The sequence below is a fragment of the Ruegeria sp. BG5 genome (assembly GCF_056538425.1).
In genome coordinates, this window is the sequence record NZ_JBQFTC010000002.1 from 1 (window position 1) to 24,876 (window position 24,876).

24 protein-coding genes are annotated in these 24,876 nt (G+C 61.2%); 10 read left to right on the forward strand and 14 right to left on the reverse strand.

Annotated features, from left to right (window positions below; all coding sequences use genetic code 11):
• Nucleotides 1-392 precede the first annotated feature (392 nt).
• The gene (locus tag ACR0KX_RS10455; RefSeq protein WP_170623173.1) at nt 393-1,586 is read right to left on the reverse strand and encodes a Zn-dependent hydrolase; all 1,194 of its coding nucleotides are present in this window, start codon (nt 1,584-1,586) and stop codon (nt 393-395) included.
• Between the two features lie 135 nt (nt 1,587-1,721).
• Here ACR0KX_RS10455 and ACR0KX_RS10460 point away from each other — a divergent pair, with 135 nt between their 5' ends.
• The 4 genes from ACR0KX_RS10460 to ACR0KX_RS10475 are packed head-to-tail and all read left to right on the forward strand — an operon-like array spanning nt 1,722 to nt 5,213.
• Nucleotides 1,722-2,372 (forward strand): histidine phosphatase family protein, encoded by a 651-nt coding sequence (locus ACR0KX_RS10460; RefSeq protein ID WP_170453666.1) that lies wholly within the window; start codon nt 1,722-1,724, stop codon nt 2,370-2,372.
• 10 nt (nt 2,373-2,382) lie between these two features.
• Nucleotides 2,383-2,997 (forward strand): glutathione S-transferase family protein, encoded by a 615-nt coding sequence (locus ACR0KX_RS10465; protein WP_480708401.1) that lies wholly within the window; start codon nt 2,383-2,385, stop codon nt 2,995-2,997.
• Nucleotides 2,998-3,011: 14 nt separating this feature from the next.
• The gene (locus ACR0KX_RS10470; RefSeq protein ID WP_170453664.1) at nt 3,012-4,067 is read left to right on the forward strand and encodes a saccharopine dehydrogenase; all 1,056 of its coding nucleotides are present in this window, start codon (nt 3,012-3,014) and stop codon (nt 4,065-4,067) included.
• 3 nt (nt 4,068-4,070) lie between these two features.
• Entirely contained in the window at nt 4,071-5,213 is a 1,143-nt protein-coding gene (locus ACR0KX_RS10475; protein ID WP_170623177.1) for a saccharopine dehydrogenase C-terminal domain-containing protein, read from the forward strand.
• A 120-nt stretch (nt 5,214-5,333) separates the two neighbouring features.
• Here ACR0KX_RS10475 and ACR0KX_RS10480 read toward each other — a convergent pair whose 3' ends face one another.
• From ACR0KX_RS10480 to ACR0KX_RS10495, 4 genes are all read right to left on the reverse strand, one after another.
• Nucleotides 5,334-5,534 carry a YjiS-like domain-containing protein gene (locus tag ACR0KX_RS10480; protein ID WP_170453662.1) on the reverse strand — a complete coding sequence of 67 codons (201 nt, stop codon included), beginning with the start codon at nt 5,532-5,534 and terminating at the stop codon, nt 5,334-5,336.
• 49 nt (nt 5,535-5,583) lie between these two features.
• On the reverse strand, nt 5,584-5,811 hold the full coding sequence (locus ACR0KX_RS10485; RefSeq protein WP_170521357.1) for a YjiS-like domain-containing protein: 228 nt from the start codon (nt 5,809-5,811) through the stop codon (nt 5,584-5,586).
• A gap of 148 nt (nt 5,812-5,959) precedes the next feature.
• Nucleotides 5,960-6,277, reverse strand: coding sequence for a DUF3775 domain-containing protein (locus tag ACR0KX_RS10490; RefSeq protein ID WP_170521355.1), 318 nt, complete (start codon nt 6,275-6,277; stop codon nt 5,960-5,962).
• A gap of 87 nt (nt 6,278-6,364) precedes the next feature.
• Complete coding sequence (locus tag ACR0KX_RS10495; protein WP_170623178.1) at nt 6,365-7,135, reverse strand: DUF1365 domain-containing protein; 771 nt, start codon at nt 7,133-7,135, stop codon at nt 6,365-6,367.
• Between the two features lie 247 nt (nt 7,136-7,382).
• Here ACR0KX_RS10495 and ACR0KX_RS10500 point away from each other — a divergent pair, with 247 nt between their 5' ends.
• The 3 genes from ACR0KX_RS10500 (at nt 7,383) to ACR0KX_RS10510 (ending at nt 9,054) form a co-directional block, all read left to right on the forward strand.
• Nucleotides 7,383-7,940 (forward strand): sigma-70 family RNA polymerase sigma factor, encoded by a 558-nt coding sequence (locus ACR0KX_RS10500; protein WP_480626599.1) that lies wholly within the window; start codon nt 7,383-7,385, stop codon nt 7,938-7,940.
• Between the two features lie 10 nt (nt 7,941-7,950).
• Nucleotides 7,951-8,601, forward strand: a complete 651-nt coding sequence (locus ACR0KX_RS10505) for a ChrR family anti-sigma-E factor (protein ID WP_170623180.1) — start codon at nt 7,951-7,953, stop codon at nt 8,599-8,601.
• Between the two features lie 66 nt (nt 8,602-8,667).
• Nucleotides 8,668-9,054, forward strand: coding sequence for a hypothetical protein (locus tag ACR0KX_RS10510; protein WP_170623181.1), 387 nt, complete (start codon nt 8,668-8,670; stop codon nt 9,052-9,054).
• Between the two features lie 3 nt (nt 9,055-9,057).
• Here ACR0KX_RS10510 and ACR0KX_RS10515 read toward each other — a convergent pair whose 3' ends face one another.
• The 6 genes from ACR0KX_RS10515 to ACR0KX_RS10540 all read right to left on the reverse strand — a co-directional run bounded on the left by ACR0KX_RS10515 (nt 9,058) and on the right by ACR0KX_RS10540 (nt 16,385).
• Nucleotides 9,058-10,287, reverse strand: coding sequence for a DNA recombination protein RmuC (locus ACR0KX_RS10515; protein WP_170623609.1), 1,230 nt, complete (start codon nt 10,285-10,287; stop codon nt 9,058-9,060).
• A gap of 57 nt (nt 10,288-10,344) precedes the next feature.
• Complete coding sequence (gene mutL, locus ACR0KX_RS10520) at nt 10,345-12,201, reverse strand: DNA mismatch repair endonuclease MutL (RefSeq protein ID WP_480708402.1); 1,857 nt, start codon at nt 12,199-12,201, stop codon at nt 10,345-10,347.
• Between the two features lie 288 nt (nt 12,202-12,489).
• The gene (locus ACR0KX_RS10525) at nt 12,490-13,419 is read right to left on the reverse strand and encodes a metal ABC transporter permease (protein WP_170623185.1); all 930 of its coding nucleotides are present in this window, start codon (nt 13,417-13,419) and stop codon (nt 12,490-12,492) included.
• Nucleotides 13,416-14,621, reverse strand: a complete 1,206-nt coding sequence (locus ACR0KX_RS10530; RefSeq protein WP_170623187.1) for a metal ABC transporter permease — start codon at nt 14,619-14,621, stop codon at nt 13,416-13,418. Before ACR0KX_RS10530 ends, ACR0KX_RS10525 begins: the two co-directional genes overlap by 4 nt.
• 3 nt (nt 14,622-14,624) lie before the next feature.
• The gene (locus ACR0KX_RS10535) at nt 14,625-15,428 is read right to left on the reverse strand and encodes a metal ABC transporter ATP-binding protein (protein ID WP_170623189.1); all 804 of its coding nucleotides are present in this window, start codon (nt 15,426-15,428) and stop codon (nt 14,625-14,627) included.
• A 3-nt stretch (nt 15,429-15,431) separates the two neighbouring features.
• Nucleotides 15,432-16,385: a metal ABC transporter solute-binding protein, Zn/Mn family gene (locus ACR0KX_RS10540; protein WP_170623191.1), complete on the reverse strand. Its 954-nt coding sequence runs from the start codon at nt 16,383-16,385 to the stop codon at nt 15,432-15,434.
• A gap of 203 nt (nt 16,386-16,588) precedes the next feature.
• Between ACR0KX_RS10540 and deoC the strand changes: the two genes are divergently transcribed.
• From deoC to ACR0KX_RS10555, 3 genes are read left to right on the forward strand one after another with little or no spacing between them, the layout of a single operon-like run.
• Nucleotides 16,589-17,587 carry a deoxyribose-phosphate aldolase gene (gene deoC / locus ACR0KX_RS10545; protein ID WP_170623193.1) on the forward strand — a complete coding sequence of 333 codons (999 nt, stop codon included), beginning with the start codon at nt 16,589-16,591 and terminating at the stop codon, nt 17,585-17,587.
• A gap of 10 nt (nt 17,588-17,597) precedes the next feature.
• The gene (locus tag ACR0KX_RS10550; protein ID WP_170623195.1) at nt 17,598-19,931 is read left to right on the forward strand and encodes an aldehyde dehydrogenase family protein; all 2,334 of its coding nucleotides are present in this window, start codon (nt 17,598-17,600) and stop codon (nt 19,929-19,931) included.
• Between the two features lie 25 nt (nt 19,932-19,956).
• The gene (locus tag ACR0KX_RS10555; protein ID WP_170453649.1) at nt 19,957-20,766 is read left to right on the forward strand and encodes an SDR family oxidoreductase; all 810 of its coding nucleotides are present in this window, start codon (nt 19,957-19,959) and stop codon (nt 20,764-20,766) included.
• Between the two features lie 105 nt (nt 20,767-20,871).
• Here ACR0KX_RS10555 and ACR0KX_RS10560 read toward each other — a convergent pair whose 3' ends face one another.
• The 3 genes from ACR0KX_RS10560 to ACR0KX_RS10570 all read right to left on the reverse strand — a co-directional run bounded on the left by ACR0KX_RS10560 (nt 20,872) and on the right by ACR0KX_RS10570 (nt 24,838).
• Nucleotides 20,872-22,047 carry a S41 family peptidase gene (locus ACR0KX_RS10560; RefSeq protein WP_170623199.1) on the reverse strand — a complete coding sequence of 392 codons (1,176 nt, stop codon included), beginning with the start codon at nt 22,045-22,047 and terminating at the stop codon, nt 20,872-20,874.
• Between the two features lie 146 nt (nt 22,048-22,193).
• Nucleotides 22,194-23,504, reverse strand: a complete 1,311-nt coding sequence (locus tag ACR0KX_RS10565; protein WP_170623201.1) for a M16 family metallopeptidase — start codon at nt 23,502-23,504, stop codon at nt 22,194-22,196.
• A complete protein-coding gene (locus ACR0KX_RS10570; protein ID WP_170623203.1) occupies nt 23,501-24,838 on the reverse strand; it encodes a M16 family metallopeptidase in 1,338 nt (445 codons plus the stop codon). The genes ACR0KX_RS10565 and ACR0KX_RS10570 overlap by 4 nt, the downstream gene beginning before the upstream one ends.
• Nucleotides 24,839-24,876: the final 38 nt, after the last annotated feature.

Consider the following 24,876-nt stretch of genomic DNA (forward strand, 5'->3'; position numbering starts at 1 on the left):
CAGCGGATACTGGACAGGCATCTCCCAGCCCGCAAAATCAACCAGCTTACCTCCCAACTCAACGTGCAAGGCGTACAAGGGCGTGCGTTTCGGTGAGGTCATGGCGAAAACCTTCTGTGGTTCAATTTGTCAGAACGCATATCCGCCAGTCTGACCAAAGTTGCATTTTTTGCAACGATTCAGCCCAGGATTTCCGGCCAGAGCCGCCACCGGACCGGCCAGTATACGGGTGCATGCATCCCTGATGTTCCTATAGGAAACTTTTTTCCGTTACGCAACACTCGCAAAACGATCACGGTGGCACAGCTTCGTGAAGATCCGCAGCGGAGGCCAAACCTGTATGACATAGCTTAGAATTTTCCACCATATATCAGTGAATTGGCAACCAAGTGTCAATTCTGACCGTTCAATTCGGCGACGGCATGTTCCAGCACCCGGAGACCGGCGATCAGGTCACTCTCAGCCGTGTCTTCGGCAAAATCATGGCTGATTCCGTTGATCGAGGGCACAAACAGCATCGCAACCGGCATCAGGCGTGACACGTTGGTGGCATCGTGCAAGGCCCCCGAAGGCATCTGTTGCCAATTGCCCGGCGCGACCTGCTCGGCACCCCGCTCTAACGCACTGCGCAGCGTCTTATCCATGGCAACAGGCTCGAGCCCCAGCATCGTGCCGAAATGCAGCACCATCCCCAGTTCCACGGCCACGCTTTCGGCAGTTTCCCGGACGATATCTTCCATGCGGACCAGACGATCTGCATCGCCATCGCGCCATTGCGTCGAGAATCGCACCCGCCCCGGCACGATGGAGGAGGCATTGGGATGAAGATCCACGCGCCCGATGGTCCAGACGGTTTGCGGCGTTACCACATTCTGAAACCGATCATTCAGGCGCGCATTGAACAGGGAGAGGGCCTGAAACGCATCACGCCGCAGATGCATGGGTGTGGTGCCCGCATGGTTCTGCTGACCCTCGAACGTGATCGACATATCGCGAATGCCGACAATATCCGTGACAACGCCGATCTGCTGATCTGAGGCGTCAAGCGCAGGGCCCTGTTCGATATGCATCTCGATGAACCCGCTGAACCGGGAAGGGTCCACAAAGCCTTGTGAAAGGTCGGCCATACCCGATCGCGCCTCAGCAAATCGGACACCGGAACCGTCGGTCAACGCATCCGCCTTCTCCAGCGGCAACCCGCCGGACCAGACCGCGGACCCGGTGGTGACGCCAAAGCGCCCCTCTTCATCCTGAAAACTCACGACCGAGATTGGGCGGTCGCTGGATCGCGCCACTTCAAGCGCAGCGATGACGCCCAGCGCGCCGTCCAGCCAACCGCCTTCGGGCTGGCTGTCGGAATGCGACCCCATCAGCAAAGACGGACCGTCTGCCAACCCGAACAAGTTCCCGACCGGGTCGAAATGCGGTGTCAGGCCAGCCTCGGCCATGCGCCTGGCCAGCCATTTCCGCGCAGCGATATCGGCCTGTGAATAGGCGGGACGGACCACCCCCTTGCCAACACCAGACGCGCCGAATGTGCGCAGCATGTGCAGATCGGACAAGAACCGTTTGTGATCGACTGGCATTGACCCCCTCCTACGCTATCCGCGCCGAACATAGCCACAAATGACCCCGCAGCGAGGATTTTTTCGGGCGGGCGCGAAACCCCTCTGGTCCCTGCATGGAACGTGCCCTAAGACGTCTGCGTAAGAGGGACCGACATGTCACATATCACTTTGGTGCGTCACGGGCAGGCCAACACGGCGGCGCGGGACGAGAAGAACTATGACAAGCTCAGCGATCTGGGGCATCAACAGGCCCGCTGGCTGGGTGCGCATCTGCGGGACACGCGCAGCCATTATACGCGCGTCTATTGCGGCACCCTGACCCGCCACGCCGAAACCGCCTCCAGCATGGGGCTGAATGATCCGATCCGAGACGCGCGGTTGAACGAGATCGAGTATTTCACGATTGCCCAACTGTTCGAGGAGCAGCACGGCGTTGCGGTCCCCACGGATCGCGAAGGCTTTGTCGAGCACCTGCCCAAGACCTTCGCCGCCTGGGCCAAGGGTGACATCGAGAACGCGCCGGAAACTTTCGACCAGTTCGAAACCCGCGTTCGCGATGCCCTGCGCGACATCGGAACCGAGGGAGGGCCAGCCATCGTTGTCACCTCGGGCGGGTTGATCTCGATGGTGGTGCGGCAGGCGATGGGGCTGGACATACCATCCATGGCACGAGTGGCCCTTGCCATCATGAACACGTCGATGCATCGTCTGCACCCGATTGGCGCGCATCTCAGCCCGGTCCTGTTCAACGCCGTCCCGCATCTGGAGGCCCCCGACCGGCAGTTCGCGCAAACCCATCTGTAAGGAGGCCCCGATGCAGCTTTATTATGCCCCCCGCACCATCTCGGTCGCTGTTGCCATCGCGCTGGAAGAGGCGGGGCTGGACTATGAGGCCATCAGGCTGGACTTCGCCGAGGGGGAGCAGACGAAACCCGCTTACAAGCAGCTCAACCCCAAGGGTCGGGTGCCGGCGCTGGTGGTCGATGGTGGTATCCTGACCGAAACCGGCGCGTTGCTGGACTATATCGCAGCCGTTGCCCCCAAGGCGGGGCTGGTGCCGAATGATCCGGTTATGGCGGCGCGAATGCGCGAGGTGATGTATTACCTCGCCTCAACCATGCATGTGAACCACGCCCACAAAATTCGCGGGCCTCGCTGGGCTGACAGGAAATCCAGCTGGAAAGACATGAAGGACAAGGTCCCGCAGACGATGACCGCGTCCTGCGACTATATCTCGTCGAACGGGCTGCGCGGGCCGTTTGTGCTGGGCGATCAGTTCTCGCTGGCGGATGCGTATCTGTATGTCGTTTGCAGCTGGCTTGAGGGCGACGGCGTTGACGTCTCGGCCTTTCCCAAGATTCTGGCCTTCCGCGAGGCGATGGAGGCGCGCGCATCGGTACAGGCGGTGCGGGCCGCCGGAATGCTCTGACAAAAGGACAACGCATGACACATCTCTGGGTCCGGGCAGAACAGCGCCCGAACGAGGAACGGGTGGGGCTGACCCCCGACGGGGCCGCCGCCCTGATCGCGGCTGGTATCCACGTGACGGTCGAGGAAAGTTCGGTTCGCGCCATTGCGATTGATGGCTACAAGGCCGCCGGTTGCGAGATCGCTGCTGAAAATTCCTGGCCCGAAGCGCCGCTAGATGCGATCATCTTCGGCCTCAAAGAACTGCCCGAGGACGGCACCCCCCTGCCCCATCGCCACATCATGTTCGGCCATGCGTATAAGGGCCAGCATTCGGGCCGCGCATTGCTGGAACGGTTCAAGGCTGGCGGCGGCACGCTGTATGATCTGGAATATTTGGTGGATGAGGATGGCCGCCGGGTCGCCGCTTTTGGCTACTGGGCGGGCTATGCCGGGGCTGCCGTCACGCTGAAAACATGGGCCGCGCAGCAACGCGGACAGCAATGCCCACCGGTTGGCGTCTATCCCGGCAAAGATGCGCTGAATGCCGAACTGCTGGCGGAACTGGACGCCACGGGCGCAAACCGCCCCCGCGCCATCGTCATCGGTGCCCTTGGCCGTGTCGGCACCGGGGCGGCGGATCTGTGCGAGGCGATGGGTGTTTCCGTCACCAAATGGGACATGGCCGAGACCGCCAGCGGCGGGCCGTTCCCCGAAATTCTGAACCACGACCTGTTCCTGAACTGCATCTTCGCCCGCCCCGGCACACCCGCCTTTGTCCCGCAAGAGGCCTTGACCGCCCCGCGTAATCTGACCGCTATCGGCGACGTCGCCTGCGACCCGGACAGCGATTACAACCCGGTGCCCGTGTACGACCGCGCCACCACATGGGACGCCCCCGCCCTGCGCGTGGCCACAGACCCGGTGATGGACGTGATGGCCATCGACAACCTGCCATCGATGCTGCCGGTCGAAAGCTCGCAAGACTACGCCGCGCAACTGCTGCCCTCTCTGCTGACGCTGACCGATCTGGACAGCGGCGTCTGGGGCCGGGCAGAAGCAACCTACAAAACCCATATCGAAGGGATCTGAACGATGACCATTCACTGGTGTGGCACCGGCCTGTCGGCCATCCCCGGCCTGCGCCGCCTGATCGAAGGCGGGCACAAGGTCACCGTCTGGAACCGGACCGTCGAAAAAGCCCAGGCCGAGGTCGGAGACCTGACCGACGACATCCGCGCCTTTGACATCGACGCCTTGGGCGCGGTTCTGGCAAAAGGCGACGTGATCGTTTCGATGCTGCCGGGCGACTGGCACGTGCCTCTGGCGGAACTGGCGATTTCGAAACAGGCCAACTTCGTCTCGTCGTCCTACATCGCGCCCGAGATGCGCGCGCTGGACGACAAGGCCCGCGAGGCCGGTGTGGCGCTGGTCAACGAGGTCGGGCTGGACCCCGGCATCGACCACCTGATGGCGCACGCGCTGATCGACGACTACCGCGCCTCGGACGCGTTTGATGCGGAAAACCACCTGAGCTTTATCTCGTATTGCGGTGGCATCCCCAAGCACCCCAACCCGTTCCGCTACAAGTTCAGCTGGTCGCCGCTGGGTGTGCTGAAAGCCCTGCGCTCACCTTCGAAATCGATCCGCGACTACGCCCCGCTGGACGTCGTCCGCCCATGGGACGCGATCAGCAGCTACATCGCCCCCCTGCCCACCCCGGAAAGCTTTGAGGTCTACCCGAACCGCGACTCGATCCCCTTCATGGCGCAGTACCATTTCGAGGATCACTGGCCGGTCAAGGAATTCGTCCGCGGCACCCTGCGCCTGAACGGCTGGGCGGATGCGTGGGCGGATGTGTTCACGGAAATCGAGACCCTCTCGGGAGCGCAAGGCGACGCCCGCCTGAAAGAGATGTCGGACCAGTTCTGGACCGAAAACGCCTATGACGAGGGCGAGCCCGACCGCGTGGTCCTCTGCGTCGCCCTGAAGGCCGAGAAAGACGGCATTCCGGTCTGGCACAAAACCTACGTCATGGACGCCTGGGGTGACCAACGCGGCACCGCCATGGCGCGGCTGGTGTCGATCCCGGTCTCACTGGCCATCGAGGCCGTCCTGGACCGCGCCATACCCGCAGGCGTGCACGCGGCCCCCAGCGATCCGAAACTGGTACAGGATTGGATGGCTGAGATCGATACGCTGGCGCAGCATCTGCAAGTTGTGGATCATCTGGCCTAAGGCTGGTCACGACACCCGAAACACCAAATAGCCATTCCGTTTCGACTGGAATGGCTATTTGATTTCAGCGGTCACCAAAGACAACGCAAGCTCTTGACGTGGTCGCGTCAGACGACCCCTTCAAATGTAGCGCTGGATTGTGTCCTCGACATCACTTCGGTTTATGCCAAGCTCCGACAGCTCGTGATCTGACATCCGGTTCAACTCCTGAGCCGCACACACAATATCGGCACTGATCGCGCGTATCTTCATTGCACGATCAAACAGTAATAAGGCGCTTGCCGCAGGCGTCATTTCACTCACAGGGTTTCCGTCAAACATCTTTCAACCTCCCGACATGTTCCAAAACCAATGGTGTTCCGTTGCGCCTTCATCTGCGGAGGCGCGGGCCGTTGTAGGTATTGTCATATGCAATCTGGTTGATCTGACTGCGAGGGACGCCAATGTCCTGCAATTGACGGTCGCTCAGGTTTTCCAATACGCGGGTGGCTTGTGCATATGTCCGACGCCGGTTGAGTTCGATGCGGGCGTCTGCGTAGGTGGACATCAGGGAAGCAAGCAGGCTGTTCTGCGGTCTGGCGGTGTGCAAAAGTTCCATTTCTCTCTCCTCCTTGAACTCGGGGTTTCAGGCCGTCTGAGTTCAAATAAAGGAGCGGGTCATTAACGAAGCTACGCGGCCTCGTTAATGTTCGTTAACTTTTTGAGATGGGGGATCGCACCGTATCAAACCAGGGCGCTGGCCGAGGCTACATCAGATCATTCTCAACATCCTCAGCCGAAATCCCCAGCGCATCCAGCCCGTTCTCCAGGTGATCCGACAGGTGCGGCGTGCCGATCAGGTAATCCGCACAGGGGGTCGAGGCTTCGGATTTGGCCGTTGCGATGGCTTCGGCAAGATCTTCGGCGAAAAAGCTCTCGCGGCCGATCCACATGATGGCCACCAGTTCGGCCTGTTCGTCCTCGCTCATGCGGTCGACAAAGGCGCGCAATTCGCCCTCTGCCCGTTCCAGCTCGCGGCCCATCATGGCCACCTGGGCGACTTTTCTTGCCGAAATTTCCAGCATGTCTTCAGCTCCTCGTGTTCGCGGTTCACGGCCATCTGACCTGTTCGCCACGCCCGAGTCTTTGATCTTACGCAAACAAGGCCCGCGCTAGCGCCGGACCCGCGATACCGGGTGATCGGGCACCGGCGCGGTGCGAAACGGGCGGAAGCGCGCCTTTTTCAGCCACAGCTTCATCGCCTGCCAGACGATCAGCGTGAATGTCCGCCGCGCCCCAAACGGGCGGCGCAGCAGCGACCAAAGGATCGTGCGGTTGGTTAGCGGTTGGCGTGGTCCGGTCAACGTGGCGATCAGGCCACCGCCCTTTCGTCCGTAATCGATCCAGACCCCAACCCGCTCGGGCCGATAGTCAAAGCGGAACGTGTACCTTCCTTCGACGACCTGAAACGGCGAAACATGCATCAGCTTGTCCGCAACCACCCGATCCGACGGGTCGATCGGCACGAAATCCGGCTTGTGGCAGACATAGCTGTGGCGGGTGCCATAGGTGTTCGTGACCTCGGCCACCACGGCGTATAGCTGATCCTTGCTGTCGAAGCAGAACCAGAAGCTGACCGGGTTGAACACATGGCCCAGCACGCGGGGCTGCGTCAGCAACATGATCTGCGCGGGCGGCGGCACATCCATGTCATCGAACCGCGCCCGCAGCCATTGTGCGCCGACACCCTGCCCCGGTTCTCCGCCATGATCGGTGCCGCGCCAGTTGGTAACGTTTGCCCGGTCGATCGAGAACAGGAAAGGTGTCTCGGGGTCGGCCTCGGGGTCCAGCAGGATATAGTCGACCGAATAGCGAAACGCATTCCGTATCGCGCCTTTGCGTCCGTGATAGGTGTGACCTGCGATATGATCGATTTTCTTCATTTCGCCGCGTATCCGCTGTGCCTGTAAACTGTTCAAATGGCGCTCTTTTCCGCGAACACCGTTTGTATCCAATACGAAACCTAGCGCAGATTGGATTATTTTGTCGCGCGAAAGTGATCCGTCTTGGGCCACCCACCGTAATGTGGTTATGTTTACCGAGATCAATACCGTGACCTTGGACGAACCCGCGGCCGAACGGGCCGCCCCTCAGCCTTGGCGCGCAAAGAAACGCTTCAAGGGTAGACAGGTGAACGGAACGAAAGCCAGTTGCGACACCAGAACCGAGTGGGTGGACCATGTCCGGCGCATCCGGGACGCGCAGGATCAGGCGGCTTTTGCCGAGCTGTTCCAGCACTTCGCTCCACGCATCAAGGCGTTCCTGATGAAATCAGGATCAGACGCCGCGATGGCTGAAGAATGCGCGCAAGAGGTGATGGCGACCTTGTGGCACAAGGCCCATCTGTTCGATCCGGCACGGGCAACGGTGGCCACCTGGGTGTTCACCATCGCTCGGAACAAACGCATTGACGTGCTGCGCAAGCAACGCCGCCCCGAACCCGAAGAGCTAGGATGGGGACCCGAGGCCGAGCCGGATCAGGACGATGTCATTGCGCTGCAACAGGAAACCGCGCAACTGCGCAATGCCCTGTCGGCGTTGCCAGAGGCGCAGAGACAGCTGATCGAGAAGGCGTATTTCGGAGACCTGAGCCATCGAGAGATTGCATCTGAGACCGGATTGCCGCTGGGCACGATCAAATCACGGATACGGCTGGCGCTGGACCGCTTGCGCCACGCGATGAACTGAGATGAGTAAGATGAGCAACCCGATCAAACATCACCTGACGGACGATCTGCTGATGGCTTATGCCGCCGGCTCTCTGCCCGAAGCGTTCGACCTGATGGTCGCGACGCATCTGTCGCTGTGCGACCATTGCCGCGCACGGGCCGAGAGCTTTGACGCTGTGGGTGGGCATGTTCTGGAAGAGCAATCCGATGCAATGAGCATGAGCGATACGTCTCTGGCTGCCACAATGGCCCTGATCGCCCAAGGCGCGCCGACCCCCAAGCCCGCCCGTCCGGGCTGCGCCGTCCTGCCGACCCCTCTGCAAGACTATGTCGGCGGAACTGTGGACGACATCAAGTGGAAGCCCATTGCCATGGGTGTCAAACAGGCGATCCTGCCGACCACAAACGAGGCGACCGCGCGGCTGTTGTTCATTCCGGCGGGTGTGGCCGTGCCGGATCACGGGCATAACGGCACCGAACTGACCATGGTTCTGCAAGGCGCTTTTTCGGACGAAGTGGATCGCTTTGCTCGCGGCGATGTCGAGATCGCGGATGAGGAACTGGAACACACGCCGGTGGCGGATATGACAGAGGATTGCATCTGTCTGGCCGTGACAGATGCGCCGCTGAAATTCACCAAACTGGTGCCGCGTTTGCTTCAGCCCTTCCTGCGTATCTGAGCCACCGATTTCGCGCCCGCGAGAACACGCGACGTAAGGGGTAGGAATGTGATCCCAAGAATCCTGATGACATTGGCGTTTGTTTGTGTTGCCCCCATCGCCTCGGCCCAGATGAAGGCCGAGGTGCAGTTCGAGCCGGGCAATTTCGGCACGATGGTCAGCGGGACTGTCACTGGCGATGAGTATTTCGACTATTCGCTGGATGCGCAGGCCGGGCAAGAGATGTTCGCCGAACTTCAAGTCAGCGACACCAATGGAAATGGAGTGATTTATTTCAACATCCTGCCACCCGGCAGCGATGGCGTGGCGATCTACAACGGGTCAATTGAGGGCAACACCGCCCGGATCACCCTGCCCGCAGATGGAGACTATACAATCCGTGTCTATCTGATGGGCAACGACCGCGACTCGGGAAAGACGGTTGGGTACAATCTGGACCTGTCGATCCAATAGGCCCTAGCCTTCGGTCTTGCCCAACGGAACCACGTTTGTGTGATCGTCGGGGGCCAGTTCCTCGAAATCGAAATTGTCCAGCCGCTGCGCCCTGCGGCCCGCCTTTTCCGCGCTGATCTTAATTTCCGAGATATCCTTGGCCGCCTGTCCGAAATGCCGGTCCAGATTGGATACCCGGTCGCCCAGACGTTCCACATCCTTGTGCAGCAGGCCCAGTTCCTTGCGGATTGCCCCTGCCTGTTCCCGCATCCTTGCGTCTTTGAGGATCGCGCGCATGGTGTTCAGTGTCGCCATGCAGGTGGTGGGCGAGACGATCCAGACTCGTTTCGAAAAACTCTCCTGCACCAGTTCCGGGAATTTGGCGTGCAACTCGGCATAGACCGCCTCGGACGGCAGGAACATCAGCGCGCCGTCGGCGGTTTCGCCGTCCAGAATGTATTTCTCGGAGATATCGTTGATATGCTTGCGCACCGTGCTGCGGAACATCTGCACCGCCGCTTTCAACTCGGCGTCGTTGGTGGACGCGATCAGCGCCTCATATGCCTCGAGCGGGAATTTACTGTCGATCACAATCGGCCCCGGCGGGTTCGGCAGGTTGATCAGACAATCGGCGCGCCGTCCGTTCGACAGCGTCGCCTGCAACTGAAAACTGTCCGAGGGTAGCGCCTTGGAGACGATGTCGTTCAACTGAATCTCACCAAACGCCCCGCGCGTCTGTTTGTTCGACAGAATATCTTGCAGCGACAGCACATCGCCCGACAGTTTGGTGATATTGTCCTGCGCCTTGTCGATGGCGGCCAGACGTTCCTGCAACTGTGTCAGGGATGTTGCGGTCTGTTTCGATGAGCCGTGCAGCGATTCCTTCATCCGCTCCTGCATCTCGGCCAGCGCGCGCGCTGATTTCATCGCGTTATCGGCCAGCCGGTCATTCATCTGCTGCTGCACCGAGGACAGGCGCGATTCGACTGTCTGGATCACCTGCACCTGCGCGTTGGCCTGCGTGTCCGAGACATGCTGCAACCCGCCGCGCAACTGTTCCTGCCCCTGCCCCAACTGCTGCACATGCTGGCCCAGATGCGCCATCTGCCGCGCCAGCGGTTCCGTCATCCGGGCCGAGCGGTTGGCCGCCCGCAACGACAGGAACAACAGAAGCAGAATCAGCGCCACCACGCCCCCAACAGTCAGGACCACGGGGTCATTCAGCGCGTATTGGGTGCCTGCAATCTCGATCATGTCGCTCAATATGTTCTCGTTTTGTTTCGATCTTCTTAACGCGTTCGCAGCACCGGATCAACTGCGCCCGAACAGCCGTTCGATATCGCTGAGTTTCAGTTCCACATAGGTCGGTCGCCCGTGGTTGCACTGGCCGGAATGGGGCGTCGCCTCCATCTCGCGCAGCAGGGCGTTCATTTCCTCGGCGCGCATCCGGCGACCCGAGCGGATCGAGCCATGACAGGCCACCCGGCTGAGGATCGCCTCGATCCGCGCCTGCACCATCTGGCTTTCGCCCTGATCGGACAGTTCATCAAGGATATCCAGTATCATCGCGCGGGCATCGACCTCACCCAAAATGGCCGGAGTTTCGCGCACGGCAATGGCCCCGCCGCCGAAGGGTTCCAATGTCAGGCCAAGCCTCGACAGGTCATCAGCCACAGCCATCAGGCGGGCGCAATCGCCCTCGGACAGTTCCACGATATCCGGGATCAGCAGCACCTGCGCCGCGACGCCGTTTTCGGCCATCTGGGTTTTCAGCTTCTCATAGACCAGCCGCTCATGCGCTGCGTGCTGGTCGACGATCACCATGCCATCGGCGGTCTGGGCGATTATGTAGTTCTCATGTACTTGTCCTCGTGCCGCGCCCAAAGGCAGGTCCTGCGCCGGTGGCTCTTCGGCGACCGGCGCGGCCGGACTCGGTTCGACAATGCTGCCGCTGTAATCATTGGCCAGTTCAGCAAAACCCGGAGACTGCGCGCGGTACGCGGCCTGCCGTGCTGCAGGAGAAGACCGGTCCATCTGATAAACCCGCGCGGGCGCAGGTTGCGCCGGTTCCGGACGCATCGCCCCCAAGGTCGCGTTGGCCACGGTCGAGGACGCGCGATGACCGGCCTCGGCCAGGGCGTGCCGCAGGGCGGACACGATCAGCCCCCGCGCCACACCGGGGTCGCGGAACCGGACCTCGGATTTGGCAGGGTGCACGTTCACATCCACAAGTGTCGGATCACAGTCGATGAACAGCGCCGCCGCCGGGTGACGGTCACGGCTAAGGAAATCGAAATAGGCCGCACGCAGAGCGCCGGTCAGCATCTTGTCACGGACGGGGCGGCCATTGACGAACAGATACTGCGCCACCGCCGCACCGCGCGAATAGGTGGGCAGCGCGGCATAACCGTACAGACGGATACCCTCGCGCGTGGCGTCGATCCGCAGGGCGTTTTCGGCGAACTCGCGGCCAATAACGCGGGCCAGACGGGCGTGCAGCGCGTCGAACAGATCGCCATTCTCGCGGTCGGCGCGGAAGGTCACCCGCCCCTCGCCCCCGCCCGAGACATCGCGCAGGGTGAAGGTCACAGCCGGTTCGGCCATGGCCAGACGTTTGACGGTATCGGTGATCGCCTGCGCCTCGGCCCGGTCGGTGCGCATGAACTTCAACCGGGCGGGCGTGGCGAAGAACAGATCGCGCAGTTCGACAACGGTTCCTGCGCGCAGAGCGGCGGGTTTGACCGCCTCAGCCTTGCCGCCCGCAACATGGATTTGCGCAGCCTCGGCCCCAGGCACCCGGCTGGTGATCGTCAACCGACCCACGGCGCCCAGTGATGGCAGCGCCTCACCCCGGAACCCGAATGTGTGGATATTCAGCAAATCCGACCCATCGATCTTCGAGGTCGCATGCCGCGACAAAGCCAGCGGCAGATCATCCGGCGCGATGCCGCAGCCATCATCGGTGACCCGGATCAGGGTCTTGCCGCCATCGGCAATATCAATGGCAACCCGTGTGGCCCCGGCATCGATTGCGTTCTCGACTAGCTCTTTCACGGCCGAGGCCGGACGCTCCACCACCTCGCCTGCCGCGATTCGATTGATCGCAGCTTCGTCGAGTTGCCGGATGACAGGGCGAATGTCGCTGATATTGGGGTTTGATTGCGCCATACCACCACACCTAGCATAGCCGCACGCGATTCTGCCACCGGTTTGAACGGTGATTCAGCTTGGATTAGCGTTCAGAGAGGGGGAAGTCCGGGCAATCGACGGCGGGCGCATTCGCTGGCCTCGCACCGCAACTGCCCGGACATGCCGAAGTGAGTGGTAGGTATTCAGCCTTCAATGAACACGATCTAACACGCGCTTGCCTAAAAGGCTTATTAAGACTGTCGCTTTGGCCGTCTTGGCAGAGTTCAGCCGATGACCTGCGGACAGCACTGGCAGGAAAACGCCAATTCACGCAGTCGTGTGCGCCCCGACCCGCGTCCGACATGGACCAAAGATTGCGGTCAGGGCCAGGATCAACCCGGACATCGTGGCGATCATGCCTGCGGCGCTGACAGCATCCGCCGCACCCAGCCAGAGCGGGCCGTAGCCCGCCAACACATAACCCGACACGGCTGAAATTACCGCAAAACCAACGCTCCACGCGATTTGGGTTTCCAGCCGGTTGGTCATCATCCGGGCCGCTGCGGGCGGGCAGATGAACATGGCGATCACGATGATCGACCCGACCGCATCAAACGCGGCGACCGCTGCAATCGCCGCCACGATCACCAGGGCCAAACCCAACGCATTGGTGCGGATGCCCATGGTGCGTGCGAACCCTTCGTCAAAGGTCGAGATTTTCAGCGGACGCCAGAACAGGAAGGTGAACAGCAGAACGCCCAGCAGAGCAATGGCGATCCGGGGCAGTTCGGGCGGCAGGCCCGCCAGCGCCTGCCAATCCCAAAGCGAGGACCAGCCGGTTGCATCCAGCCAGATCAGGCTTTCCAGATTGCCGTAAAGCGCATGTTCCACATCCAGATGCACGGTCGAAGTGTCGGTCTGCTCCAACAACAGCACGCCCGCTGCAAACATGGTGGTAAAGACCACGCCCATGGCGGCCCCCGGTTCGATCTGACCCAGCCGCCGGATCGCCTCGATCAGGATCACGGCCACAATCGCCGCGCCCGCCGCGCCCAGCATCATGGGCCAGGTCGAAATCGCTCCGGTCACCAGAAAGGCCACGACAATGCCGGGCAGGACCACATGGCTGATTGCATCCCCGATCAGGGCCTGTTTGCGCAGCACCAGAAAGTTGCCGGGCAGCGCGCAGGCAATGGCCGCAAAGGTACCGATCAGCAGCGGCGTCAGGGACAGGGGGACAAATTCCTCACCGCTCATGCCGGAACCTCCTGCGGGTTGCCGATCCGGCGGTCGATGTCAGCGATCTGGTCGCGGGTCAGCACGGTTTCAATGTCGCGCAACCCGTCATAGAGCGCCGCCGTCGCCTCATGCGCTTGGTCCGCGCGCACGATCTCCCACCGTTTTTCGTCACGCAGGGCCTTGGCGGCGCGGGCCTTTCCGGCCTCGGTCGCCACCCCGTCGGCGCGGACCAGATCGGCGCGGCGCAGCAGGCGCAGGGTCAGCGGTTCGTAGATCTTTTGACCCTGCGCCAAGGCCAGCAACCCCTGACGGATGTGAACGCGGCGCTGGAAACGCAGGTGACGCAGCACAGCCGCCAACACACCGCGCACCGGCGCAAAGAACAGTGACAGAACGAAGAAGCCGAAACTGACCAGAACGATGATCGGCCCGGTCGGCAGGTTTGGCGCGGTTGCAGACAGGGCGGCCCCAATATAGCCCGCCAATCCACCTGCCAGACCGGCCAAAATCACCACGTGGTCTGACCGTTCCGACCAGAACCGGGCAGTGACCGGAGGGATGATCAGCAAGGCGACAATCAGGATCAGGCCGACGATCTTCAGACCAACCACAGTCACGGCCATAACAAGGCCCATCATGGCAAGATCGATGCGATGCACCGGCAGCCCTCGGGCCGCTGCGTATTCGGGATCGAAGGCAACCAATGTCATGGGGCGGCGCAGGATCAGGACCAGCACCAGCGTAGCCGCACCGCCGATGGCGATGATCAAGGCATCCGCCCATAACATCCCGGCGGTCGAGCCCAGCAGGAACCCCTCAAGCCCCGCCTGACGGCCAACGCCCATGGTTTGAACGACCGTCAGCAGGACGATGCCAAAACCGAAAAACACCGACAGGACCGCGCCAATCGCGGCGTCCTCGGCCAGGCGCGTGTGGCGGGTCAGCCAGTTCATACACAGCAGGCCAATCCAGGCCGAGACCGCAGATCCGGCCAGCAGACCCAGCAGATTGCGCCCATCCCCGCCCAACGCCACCAGCACCATGAAGGCCAGACAGACGCCCGGCAGGGTCGCATGGCTGATCGCATCGCTGACAAGTGCACGTTTGCGCAGAAACAGGAAAGTCCCGGTCACACCTGCCGAGACGCCCAGCAAACTTGCACCGATAGCGACCAGCGTGGCGTTATAGCCAAGCTGCAGACTCAGAGCATCCCAGAGCATGTGTCACCCCAGCGCGCGCGAAATCTGGTCGATTTGCGCGGTGGCCAGACGGCCCCCATAGGCGGATTGCAGGGTTTCGGCGGTAAACGCCTCGGCCACCGGGCCTTCGGCAACCTTACGGGTGTTGATCAGGAAGACATGATCGAAATAGTCGGTGACGGTGGCCAGATCGTGATGCACGACCACGACGGTCTTGCCCGCCTCTTTCAGCGATTTCAGCACCGCGATGATGGCCTTTTCGGTGGCCGCATCGACCCCGGCAAAGGGTTCGTCCAGCAGGTACAGGTCAGCATCCTGCGCCAGAGCACGGGCCAGAAACACACGCTGTTGCTGTCCGCCCGAAAGCTGCCCGATCTGGCGATCCGCAAAATCGCGCATGCCCACGCGGTTCAGGCAATCCATCGCCGCCGCCTTATGGCGCGCACGGACCCGGCCCAGCAGGCCCAGCTGCCGCGACAGCCCCATCAGGACCACATCAATCACGCGGGTCGGAAAGTCCCAATCGACACTGGCCCGCTGCGGCACATAAGCGATCCGGGCACGCTGCGCCTCAAGCGGTTCGCCAAACACCGTTACCCGGCCCGACAAAGGGGACACGATCCCAAGCGCCGCTTTCAGCAAGGTCGATTTCCCGGCCCCGTTCGGGCCGATAATGGCTGTCATGGCCCCCGGCTGAACGGTCATGTCCACCGAAAAGACAGCCGGTTTCTGCCCGTAGGACACAGTCAGACCCCGAATGGCCAAGGGGCTGTCGCCTATGCTGTGCTCAACGACCGAGACACCCTTATCTGTGGCCAGTTCAAGCATCGCTCAAAACCCCGCCGACAATCTGCCGTTCAAACCGCGTTCCGGTACATCGGCCCCCAACGCCCCGCCAATCACCGTGATGTTGTGATCCAGCATGCCGATATAGGTGCCCTCATACGTGCCCGGCTCGCCCATTGCATCCGAGTACAATTCGCCACCCACAGTCACCTCATGACCCTTGGCCGCAGCCCCTTCGATCAGCGCGCGCATCGAGCGGTCAGAGACCGAACTTTCCACAAAAACAGCGGTCAACTGGCGGTCCACCAACGTATCGACCAGTTCGCCGATCCGGTTCAGACCAGCCTCGGACTGGGTCGAGATGCCCTGAACGCCCATCACCTCATAGCCATAAGCTGCGCCGAAATAGCCAAAGGCATCATGAGCGGTGACCAGCACGCGGTTGTTTTCAGGGACAGCGGTCAAAACCTGATCAGCATAGGCTGTCAAAGCATCCAGTTCGGTCAAATGCGCCTTGGCGTTTGCGGCAAAAACCTCTGCCGCTTCGGGGCGCGCCTCGGTCAGTGCCGCCTGAACCTCGGTCACCACATCGCCCCAAAGGGTCGGGCTCATCCAGACATGCGGGTCGTATTTGTCGGCGTAATCGTCATGGGCGCGCAGCTTGGTCTTGTCGATGCCTTCGGCCACCGCGATCACGGTCCGTTTGCGTCCGAGATCCCCGAAGAAATCTTCCATTTGTGCTTCGAGGTAGAGACCATGCCACAGCACAAGATCGGCTCGGGTCATCGCAACGATGTCACTGCGGGTCTGGCGATAGGCATGCGGGTCGACGCCGGGGCCCATCAGGCCTTTCACCTCGACCTGATCGCCACCCACCTGTCGTACGGCATCCGCGATCATCCCGGTGGTGGCGACAACTTTCAGCGGTGCCTCCGCCCATGCGGCGAACGGCATCGATGCGGCAAAAGCCATGGCAGCAAGAAAACTGCGACGAATCATGTTCAGACCCCAGATTAGGTTCCGTGTTGAGATTGAATATGAGAACCATTCGCAACTAAGTCAACGCAATTGCGAATTATTCGCAACAAAACCTGCAATTATTTTTCCAAATGGTCAAAAAATTTGCACCCAAGCGCACCTGATACCTTCCATTTGCGGGCGTCCCGTGCGATTTTGGCGCAAACCTCCCAAAGGACGTGATGATGGATACGCAGAGCTCAGAAAGCCCCGTGCGCACCGCGCATCTGCCGCAAGTGACCGAACCCAGAAACCCCGGTATGGAACTTGATCTGGACTGGGTCCGCGCGGTGCAGGCCAATACCTCGGCCATTGAACGGCGCGCGGCCACCCTGCCCGGTCGGCGGTCGGTGAAGAAAGAGTATCAGGCGGCGTGGCTGCTGAAGGCGATCACGATGATCGACCTGACCACCTTGTCGGGTGATGATACGGTCGGTCGCGTGCGCCGCCTGTGCGCCAAGGCGCGGCAACCGATTGCGTCGGCCACCCTGCAGGCGCTGGACATGCCGCCGATCACCACCGGGGCTGTTTGCGTCTATCACGACATGATCGACACGGCGGTTCAGGCGCTTGAAGGCACCGGTATTCCAGTCGCCGCGGTTTCTACCGGCTTTCCCGCCGGATTGTCGCCGTTCCATCTGCGCGTGGCCGAGATCGAGGAAAGCGTCAAAGCCGGGGCCGAAGAGATCGACATCGTCATCTCGCGCCGTCACGTGCTGTCGGGGGATTGGCAGGCGCTGTATGACGAGATGAAGGCGTTCCGCGTGGCCTGTGGCGATGCCCATGTCAAAGCCATTCTGGCGACCGGCGAACTTGGGTCGCTGCGCAACGTCGCCCGCGCCTCGCTGGTCTGCATGATGGCGGGAGCCGATTTCATCAAGACCTCGACCGGCAAGGAAAGCGTTAATGCCACCCTGCCCGTGTCGCTGGTGATGATCCGCGCGATCCGGGATTACTATGACCGCACCGGCTATCGCGTTGGCTACAAGCCTGCGGGCGGGATTTCCAAAGCCAAGGACGCGCTGGTCTACCTGTCGCTGATCAAGGATGAGCTGGGCGACCGTTGGCTGGAACCCGACCTGTTCCGCTTTGGCGCATCGTCGCTGCTGGGCGATATCGAGCGGCAGTTGGAACACTATGTGACAGGCGCATATTCCGCCGGTTACCGTCACTCCATGGGCTGAGGAAAGAACAATGACAGTCAAAGAAATCTTCGAGACCATGGAATACGGCCCCGCCCCCGAAAGTGCAGCCGAGGCGCTGGCCTGGCTGGTCGATCAGGGCGACAAGTTCGGTCACTATATCGATGGGGCCTTCACCAAGCCCGGCAAAGGCTTTGACAGCCGCAACCCGGCGACCGGAGAGGTGCTGGCCAAGCTGACGCAGGCGAAACAGGGTGACGTGGACGCCGCCGTCGCCGCCGCCCGCAAGGCGCAGCCGAAATGGGCGGGTCTGGGCGGCGCTGGTCGTGCACGATACCTCTATGCCATTGCACGGCTGCTGCAGAAACATGCGCGGCTGTTTGCGGTGCTGGAGAGCATGGATAACGGCAAACCGATCCGTGAATCGCGCGACATCGACATCCCGCTGGCGCAACGGCATTTCTATTACCACGCGGGCATGGCGCAGTTGATGGAGAGCGAATTGCCGGACGCTGAAGCGTTGGGCGTGTGCGGTCAGATCATCCCGTGGAACTTCCCGCTGCTGATGCTTTCGTGGAAGATCGCGCCGGCGCTGGCGATGGGCAACACGGTCGTTCTGAAACCGGCCGAATATACCTCGCTGACCGCTTTGCTATTTGCTGACATCTGCTCGCAGGCCGGATTGCCGAAAGGTGTCGTGAATATCGTCACCGGTGACGGCGCGGTGGGCGAGATGATCGTGAACTCGGACGTGGACAAGATCGCCTTCACCGGTTCGACCGTTGTTGGGCGGCGAATTCGTGAGGCGACGGCGGGTTCCGGCAAGGAACTGACGTTGGAACTGGGCGGCAAGTCGGCCTATGTCGTGTTCGATGACGCCGATATCGATTCCGCCATCGAAGGGCTGGTTGATGCGATCTGGTTCAATCAGGGTCAGGTCTGCTGTGCGGGCTCGCGCCTGCTGGTGCAGGAGGGCATCGCCGATCGCTTCCACGAGAAACTGCGCGCCCGCATGGACGGGTTGCGCATCGGCGATCCGCTGGACAAATGCATCGACGTAGGCGCGGTTGTGGACCCGGTTCAGTTGCAGACCATCAAGGGCATGGTCGAAAGCAACACGGTGGGCCATGTCCATCAGGCCGCCTGTGACCTGCCTGCAAATGGCTGTTACTATCCGCCGACGCTGATTTCGGGGCTGGAGACCTCGGACCCGTTGATGCAGGAGGAGATTTTTGGCCCGGTTCTGGTGTCCTCGACCTTCCGCACGCCGGAAGAGGCGGTGGAACTGGCCAACAACACCCGCTATGGGCTGGCGGCGACGGTCTGGACCGAGAATGTGAACCTCGCGCTGGATATCGCGCCCAAGCTGGTTGCGGGTGTGGTCTGGGTGAACGCGACCAACCTGTTCGATGCTGCGGCCGGGTTCGGCGGGGTGCGCGAAAGCGGCTTTGGTCGTGAAGGCGGCTGGGAAGGTCTGACGGCCTACACCAAACCCAAGGGCAAGGCCAAACCTTTGGCCAAGGTCGAGGCGGCGACCGGCGAAGGCACTCCGGTCGATCCCATCGACCGCACCGCCAAGATGTATGTGGGTGGCAAGCAGGCGCGGCCCGATGGCGGCTATTCGAAACCTGTCTGGGGCAAATCCGGCCTGCTGGGCCATGTGGGTCTGGCCAATCGCAAGGATGTCCGCAACGCGGTTGAGGCTGCGGCGGGGGCCAAAGGCTGGTCCAAGACCACCGGCCATCTGCGGGCGCAGATCCTGTATTACATCGGCGAGAACCTCTCGGCCCGCGCCGGTGAGTTCGCCGCGCGGATCGACGCCATGACCAGCAAAAAGGACGGCGCGAAAGAGGTCGAAGCCTCGATCCAGCGCCTGTTCACCGCTGCCGCCTGGGCCGACAAATATGACGGTCAGGTGCATGGTGTGCCGATCCGGGGCGTTGCCATTGCGATGAAAGAACCCGTTGGCGTCATCGGTGCGCTGTGCGCGGATGAGGCACCGCTACTGGGTCTGGTCTCGGCCATGGCCCCTGCGATTGCGATGGGCAACCGGGTGGTTCTGGCGGCGTCCGAGCCCTATCCGCTGGCGGCGACGGATTTCTATCAGATCCTCGAAACCTCGGACGTGCCCGCTGGCGTGGTCAACATCCTGACCGGCAGCCATGCGGAACTGGCGAAACCGCTGGCCGCACATCTGAACGTGGATGCGGTCTGGTCCTTCTCATCCACCGATCTGTCGGCGCAGATCGAGGCGGCATCAGCCGGGAACCTGAAACGCACATGGGTCAATAACGCGACGGCAGTCGATTGGGGCGTAGACCATTCCCGCCGCTTCCTGCAAGCTGCGACCGAGGTGAAGAACATCTGGGTGCCCTACGGCGAGTAGGGCTCCCGCATCACGGGAGGCCCATATGGATTTTTCAGGACAAACCGTCATCGTCATCGGCGGCACCAGCGGCATCAACCGAGGCATTGCCGAGGCGTTTGCCGCCTCGGGGGCCAAGCTGGCCGTCGCCAGCCGGTCTCAGGAGAAGGTGGACGATACTGTTGCCGCATTGAAAGAGGTCGGTGCGGCGGATGCCATCGGCGCGGCCTTTGACGTGCGCGACCCGGATGCGGTGGCCGAGGGGTTGAAACAGTTCCACGAGGCGTTCGGGGATTTCGACGTTCTGATCTCAGGCGCGGCGGGCAACTTCCCGGCGCTGGCCTCTGAAATGTCGGTCAATGCGTTCAAAACCGTGATCGATATCGACCTGATGGGCACGATCCATGTGATGAAAGGGGCCTATCCCTACCTCAAGCGCCCCGGCGCGAGCATCATCAATATCTCGGCCCCGCAATCCTATCTGCCGTATGAGGGCCAGTCGCATGTTTGCGCCGCCAAGGCAGGGGTCGATCAGATCACCCGCACCTTGTCGATGGAATGGGGGATCGAGGGCATCCGTGTGAACTCGGTCGTACCGGGCTTTATCGAAGGCACCGAAGGCGCCAAACGCCTGACGCCATCGGACGGCGCACATGAAGAGATCCGCAAAGATGTGCCGCTGGGCCGCTGGGGTCAGCCGCAGGATGTGGCCAACGCGTGCCTGTTCCTCAGCTCGGACATGGCCAGCTATATCAGCGGCACGGTTCTGGCCGTTGATGGCGCACTGTATCAGCGCGGCTCGGGCAAGTTCGGGCAGATGATGGGCGACATGCTGCGTAGCATGAAAAAGGGCTGAACCCCTTACAAGACGCGCAGCAACGTCCAAAGTAACCCGAGGCGCAACGCTCTTACAAAACGGAGCAGCCTCGCAGAAATCTGCGGGGGGCTTTCTGCGGTTCGCCTAATTGCTTACGCTTTTGAGAACTTGTTGATGGAACGCGCCTTGTGCATCCACATCAGTAGGTCTTACCACCCATTCCCTATCCAATTTCAGTGCTCCTGCGGGTACGATTTGCCGCGCGATCTCGGGCGGTGTGGTGTCGTCATACGTTCCGTTCTGCCAGTCGTGAAAGGCTGAAGAGTATCGCACGACCGCCTCGCTGGTCGGCAACTCCAGCATCCCGCCCTCGGCAAAGAATACCAACCCATCGCCCATTTCTTCCCCAATGAGTTTGAGCCTGTTTCCCAAACGATGTTTGAGGATGGCAACAAACACGATCGCGGCAGAGAACGTGAATTTGTCGACAAGCACAACGACCTGCTTGCTTGCGCTTTGCGAGATTGCGTCGATCAACGGCATCGTCAGAAGAAAATTGCCGCCAGTGTTTCCGCGAACGTCAATTAAGAGTGTTTTGTTTGAGCAGGCACCTACGCGGTCCGCTGCATCTGAAATGGCTTCAGGCAGATCACGTTCGCCCGGATCAAAGAAACTTGGCAACAGAATTGAAAGCCCAAGTTCGTGCCAGTCCTTTATGTTCACAAAGGTTTCGGGTTCCCATGCCGGATCAGCCCTGCCATGCTCGTTTCTCGGGTAGAGCGTTGATGCAGGAACCCTGGACCCGTTCTCTAGTTTGACATCGGTTATCTGCCCATTCTCGTCCTGCACGCGATACTCGGTCGTATCGTCCTCTGAGGCAAAACCCAAGCGAGCCAGAGCATAAGGCCACGCAAGAAGGATCGATCCGATGACCCGTTTCCTTTGGCGCGTTCCCGCCAGAAAACGTCTTGAGGCGGCTTCGATTTGCCCCAATGATGCGCCGTTGACGGCAATCAACTCTCCTCGTGGCGCGGGTGTTTCTGGTGTTGCACCAACCAAATGGTAGCCCGTCCCGACGCTTACAAACCTCAGCGGAAGCACCGAGATGGCATCGTTTGGAATCAACCGCGTGTGCCCGTTGTCGGGAAGCGCCAAAAGGCGCATCGCGGAAAACAGAAAATCCTCTTTGGACCCCTCCAATGCGTTTCGTCGGGTTTCACTGATGCAGTTATCTATTACTGATTGGTCGATCCGCCAAAAGCTGGGATCGGACGGCAGGGCAGTTTCCAATATTTGCGCAAAGTCTTGCGTCAGCGACATACGTCACGGTGCGCAGAACTGATGGACGATGTCCAGACTGGGCCCTGCTCTGACACCAAGATCCAGCAGGTTTGGCGGACCGCAGAGCCGCTGCCCCTTAAACAGCAACACTTCCGGTAGGAAACCGGGTCCGGGTCATCCCTGACTCAATTTGTGGTATCCAAACCCACTGGTTTTCCCACCACGGTGAAATGCAGGCCCTCGGGGTCCAGCAGTTCGCTGGCGACGCGGTTCACATCCTCAAGCGTCACGGCGTTTACCTTGTCGTTGCGGGTGGCGATGTAGTCGATGGGTAGGCCCTGCATCTGCATCCCGACAATGATCCCGGCGATTTGGCCATTGCCATCAAAGCGCAGCGGATAGGCGCCGGTCAGATAGGTCTTGGCGTCGTCCAGTTCCTTCTGGGTCACGCCCTCGTCCGCGGCGCGGGCCCATTCAGCGCGGATCACCTCGACCGCTTCGGCAATACGGTCATTGGCCGAAGACACCGATCCAAGATAGACCGAGGCCAGATCCTTGGGCACCAGATAGGTTGCCACCCCATAGGTCAGACCCCGCTTTTCACGCACCTCCTGCATCAGGCGGCTTTCGAAGCCGCCGCCGCCCAGAATGTGGTTCAGAATAAAGGCGGGGAAGAAATCCGGGTCGTCGCGATCCATGCCTTCATGGCCAAACAGGGCCACGGATTGCGGCGTGTCGAACTCGACCACGCTGATCCCGCCCTCGATCGTCACATCGGCCTTGCCGGGGATCGGCTTTCCGGTGTCCGGCAGATCGGCCAGCAGATTGTCCAGCAGCGCACCCAATTCCTCGGCTGTGATGTCTCCGACCGCGCCGACATACAGACGGTCCTTGGCGAAGACATTGCCATAGGCCTCGACCACATCATCACGGGTCAGGGCCGAGACGCTTTCGATGGTGCCCTTCCCTTCGGACCCATAGGGATGATCGCCATAGGCCATGGCAGAGAAATTGCGGCCCGCAATGTCATTGGGGTCGGTCGCGTCCGACCGCAGCCCCGACACAATCTGCGCTTTGACCCGATCCACCGCGTCCTGATCAAACCGGGGCTCGTGGATGGTGGTCCGCAACAGATCCGTCACCTCATCCCGGTTTTCGGTCAGAAACCGGGCCGAGATCGAAACGCTGTCATCCGAGGCGTTGTAGCTGAACGATGCGGCCAGAGCCTCCAATTCACGCGTATAGGAGCGCGAATCCATGTCTCCCGCACCTTCTTCAATCAGCCCACTCATCAGGTACACGGCCCCGCGCTTGTCGGGGTCGTCCAGCGATGTCCCGCCGCGAAAGCGCAGTTCCAGCGCTGTAAAGGGGATCGAATGATCCTCGACCAGCCAGGCGGTGATGCCCCCGGGCGAGGTGACCTCTTTGATCTCGATCTCGGCCCAGGCCGGTACAGCGAATAAAAGCGCGATCAGGGGGGCAAAAAACCGTTTCATTGCGTCACCTCATCTTCGCGCATCAGCCAGCCGGTGACCGATGCCTCGCGTTGCAACACGTCGCGCGCGGCGGCGATGATCTCATCGCCCGTCACCGCTTGCAGAATATCGGGCCAGGCCTGCACGTCCTCGACCGTCAGACCACTGGTCAGGGCCCGACCATAGCGGTTGCCGATGCCGTCCACATTGTCGCGCGCATAGATCTGGGACGCGCGCAGCTGCATCTTGATCCGGTCCAGATCCTCTTCGTTCACGCCCTCGGCGATGAAATCGGCCACGGCCTGATCCATGGCATCCTCGGCCTCTTGCAAGGACACGCCTTCGGCTGGAACCACCAGCAGATCAAAGGTCGTGTCATCCAGCGAAACCCCGCGGTAGAACGACCCGGCATAGACGGCGATCTGCTGATCCAGTTGCAGCTTTTCATTCAGGTAAGAGGTTGTGCTGCCCCCCAAGAGTTCCGCCAGCAGGAACAGGGCCGCTGCCGTTTCCTGCGCGCCCGGATCGCGTTCAGGGGCCAGATAGCTGCGCTGCACATAAGGCTGCGCCACGCGCGGGTCCTTGAAGGTCAGGCGGCGTTCGGCGGTGTGCGGTGGTTCTTGCGACCGTACCCGTTCGGGCAGGTCCGGATTGGCCGGGATCACGCCATAGTACTTTTCGGCCAGCGCCCGTACCTCATCCGAATCCACATCCCCGGTCACGACCAGAATGGCGTTGTTGGGCGCATAATGGGTTTCGTAGAAGGACAGCGCGTCCTCCATATCCAGCGTCTCCATCTCGTGTTTCCAGCCGATGATCGGTACGCCGTAGCGGTGGTTCAGGTACTGGGCCGCGTTCATCTGCTCGCCGAACAGGGCGCGCGGATTGTTCTCGGTGCGCTGGTTGCGTTCTTCCAAAATCACGTCGCGCTCGGTCAGGATGTCATTTTCCGACAGGCGGATATTGCGCATCCGGTCCGCCTCCATCCGCATCATCAGTTCAAGCCGGTCGGCGGCGACGCGCTGGAAATAGGCGGTATAGTCATACGAGGTGAAGGCGTTGTCATTGCCGCCATTGGCCGCCACGGTGGCCGAAAACTCACCCGGGGCCAGCGTGTCCGTGCCCTTAAACAGCAGATGTTCCAGAAAATGCGCAACACCGGACGAGCCGACGGGTTCATCGGCAGACCCCGCGCGATACCAGACCATATGTTGCACGACCGGGGCGCGGTGATCTTCGATCACCACGACGTCCATGCCGTTGTCCAGCGTGAAGGTTGTAACCGCCTCTTCCTCGTCAGCAAAAAGGGGCGTCGCGGCGATCAGGGCAGCCGACAGGGCAAGGGCCCGAACCATGGGGCATCCTCCGTTTCGTTATCCGACTAAAACTACGG

Excerpts from the sequence above, each read along its gene's own strand:
- ACR0KX_RS10480 (WP_170453662.1), bottom strand. The coding sequence starts at position 5,534 with ATGTTTGACGGAAACCCTGTGAGTGAAATGACGCCTGCGGCAAGCGCC.
- ACR0KX_RS10510 (WP_170623181.1), top strand. The coding sequence starts at position 8,668 with ATGACATTGGCGTTTGTTTGTGTTGCCCCCATCGCCTCGGCCCAGATG.
- ACR0KX_RS10495 (WP_170623178.1), bottom strand. The coding sequence starts at position 7,135 with ATGAAGAAAATCGATCATATCGCAGGTCACACCTATCACGGACGCAAA.
- ACR0KX_RS10560 (WP_170623199.1), bottom strand. The coding sequence starts at position 22,047 with ATGTCGCTGACGCAAGACTTTGCGCAAATATTGGAAACTGCCCTGCCG.
- mutL (WP_480708402.1), bottom strand. The coding sequence starts at position 12,201 with ATGGCGCAATCAAACCCCAATATCAGCGACATTCGCCCTGTCATCCGG.
- ACR0KX_RS10475 (WP_170623177.1), top strand. The coding sequence starts at position 4,071 with ATGACCATTCACTGGTGTGGCACCGGCCTGTCGGCCATCCCCGGCCTG.
- ACR0KX_RS10570 (WP_170623203.1), bottom strand. The coding sequence starts at position 24,838 with ATGGTTCGGGCCCTTGCCCTGTCGGCTGCCCTGATCGCCGCGACGCCC.
- ACR0KX_RS10515 (WP_170623609.1), bottom strand. The coding sequence starts at position 10,287 with ATGATCGAGATTGCAGGCACCCAATACGCGCTGAATGACCCCGTGGTC.
- ACR0KX_RS10530 (WP_170623187.1), bottom strand. The coding sequence starts at position 14,621 with ATGCTCTGGGATGCTCTGAGTCTGCAGCTTGGCTATAACGCCACGCTG.
- ACR0KX_RS10470 (WP_170453664.1), top strand. The coding sequence starts at position 3,012 with ATGACACATCTCTGGGTCCGGGCAGAACAGCGCCCGAACGAGGAACGG.
- ACR0KX_RS10555 (WP_170453649.1), top strand. The coding sequence starts at position 19,957 with ATGGATTTTTCAGGACAAACCGTCATCGTCATCGGCGGCACCAGCGGC.
- ACR0KX_RS10535 (WP_170623189.1), bottom strand. The coding sequence starts at position 15,428 with ATGCTTGAACTGGCCACAGATAAGGGTGTCTCGGTCGTTGAGCACAGC.
- ACR0KX_RS10490 (WP_170521355.1), bottom strand. The coding sequence starts at position 6,277 with ATGCTGGAAATTTCGGCAAGAAAAGTCGCCCAGGTGGCCATGATGGGC.
- ACR0KX_RS10525 (WP_170623185.1), bottom strand. The coding sequence starts at position 13,419 with ATGAGCGGTGAGGAATTTGTCCCCCTGTCCCTGACGCCGCTGCTGATC.
- ACR0KX_RS10540 (WP_170623191.1), bottom strand. The coding sequence starts at position 16,385 with ATGATTCGTCGCAGTTTTCTTGCTGCCATGGCTTTTGCCGCATCGATG.
- ACR0KX_RS10565 (WP_170623201.1), bottom strand. The coding sequence starts at position 23,504 with ATGAAACGGTTTTTTGCCCCCCTGATCGCGCTTTTATTCGCTGTACCG.
- ACR0KX_RS10455 (WP_170623173.1), bottom strand. The coding sequence starts at position 1,586 with ATGCCAGTCGATCACAAACGGTTCTTGTCCGATCTGCACATGCTGCGC.
- ACR0KX_RS10550 (WP_170623195.1), top strand. The coding sequence starts at position 17,598 with ATGACAGTCAAAGAAATCTTCGAGACCATGGAATACGGCCCCGCCCCC.
- ACR0KX_RS10465 (WP_480708401.1), top strand. The coding sequence starts at position 2,383 with ATGCAGCTTTATTATGCCCCCCGCACCATCTCGGTCGCTGTTGCCATC.
- ACR0KX_RS10485 (WP_170521357.1), bottom strand. The coding sequence starts at position 5,811 with ATGGAACTTTTGCACACCGCCAGACCGCAGAACAGCCTGCTTGCTTCC.
- deoC (WP_170623193.1), top strand. The coding sequence starts at position 16,589 with ATGGATACGCAGAGCTCAGAAAGCCCCGTGCGCACCGCGCATCTGCCG.
- ACR0KX_RS10505 (WP_170623180.1), top strand. The coding sequence starts at position 7,951 with ATGAGCAACCCGATCAAACATCACCTGACGGACGATCTGCTGATGGCT.
- ACR0KX_RS10460 (WP_170453666.1), top strand. The coding sequence starts at position 1,722 with ATGTCACATATCACTTTGGTGCGTCACGGGCAGGCCAACACGGCGGCG.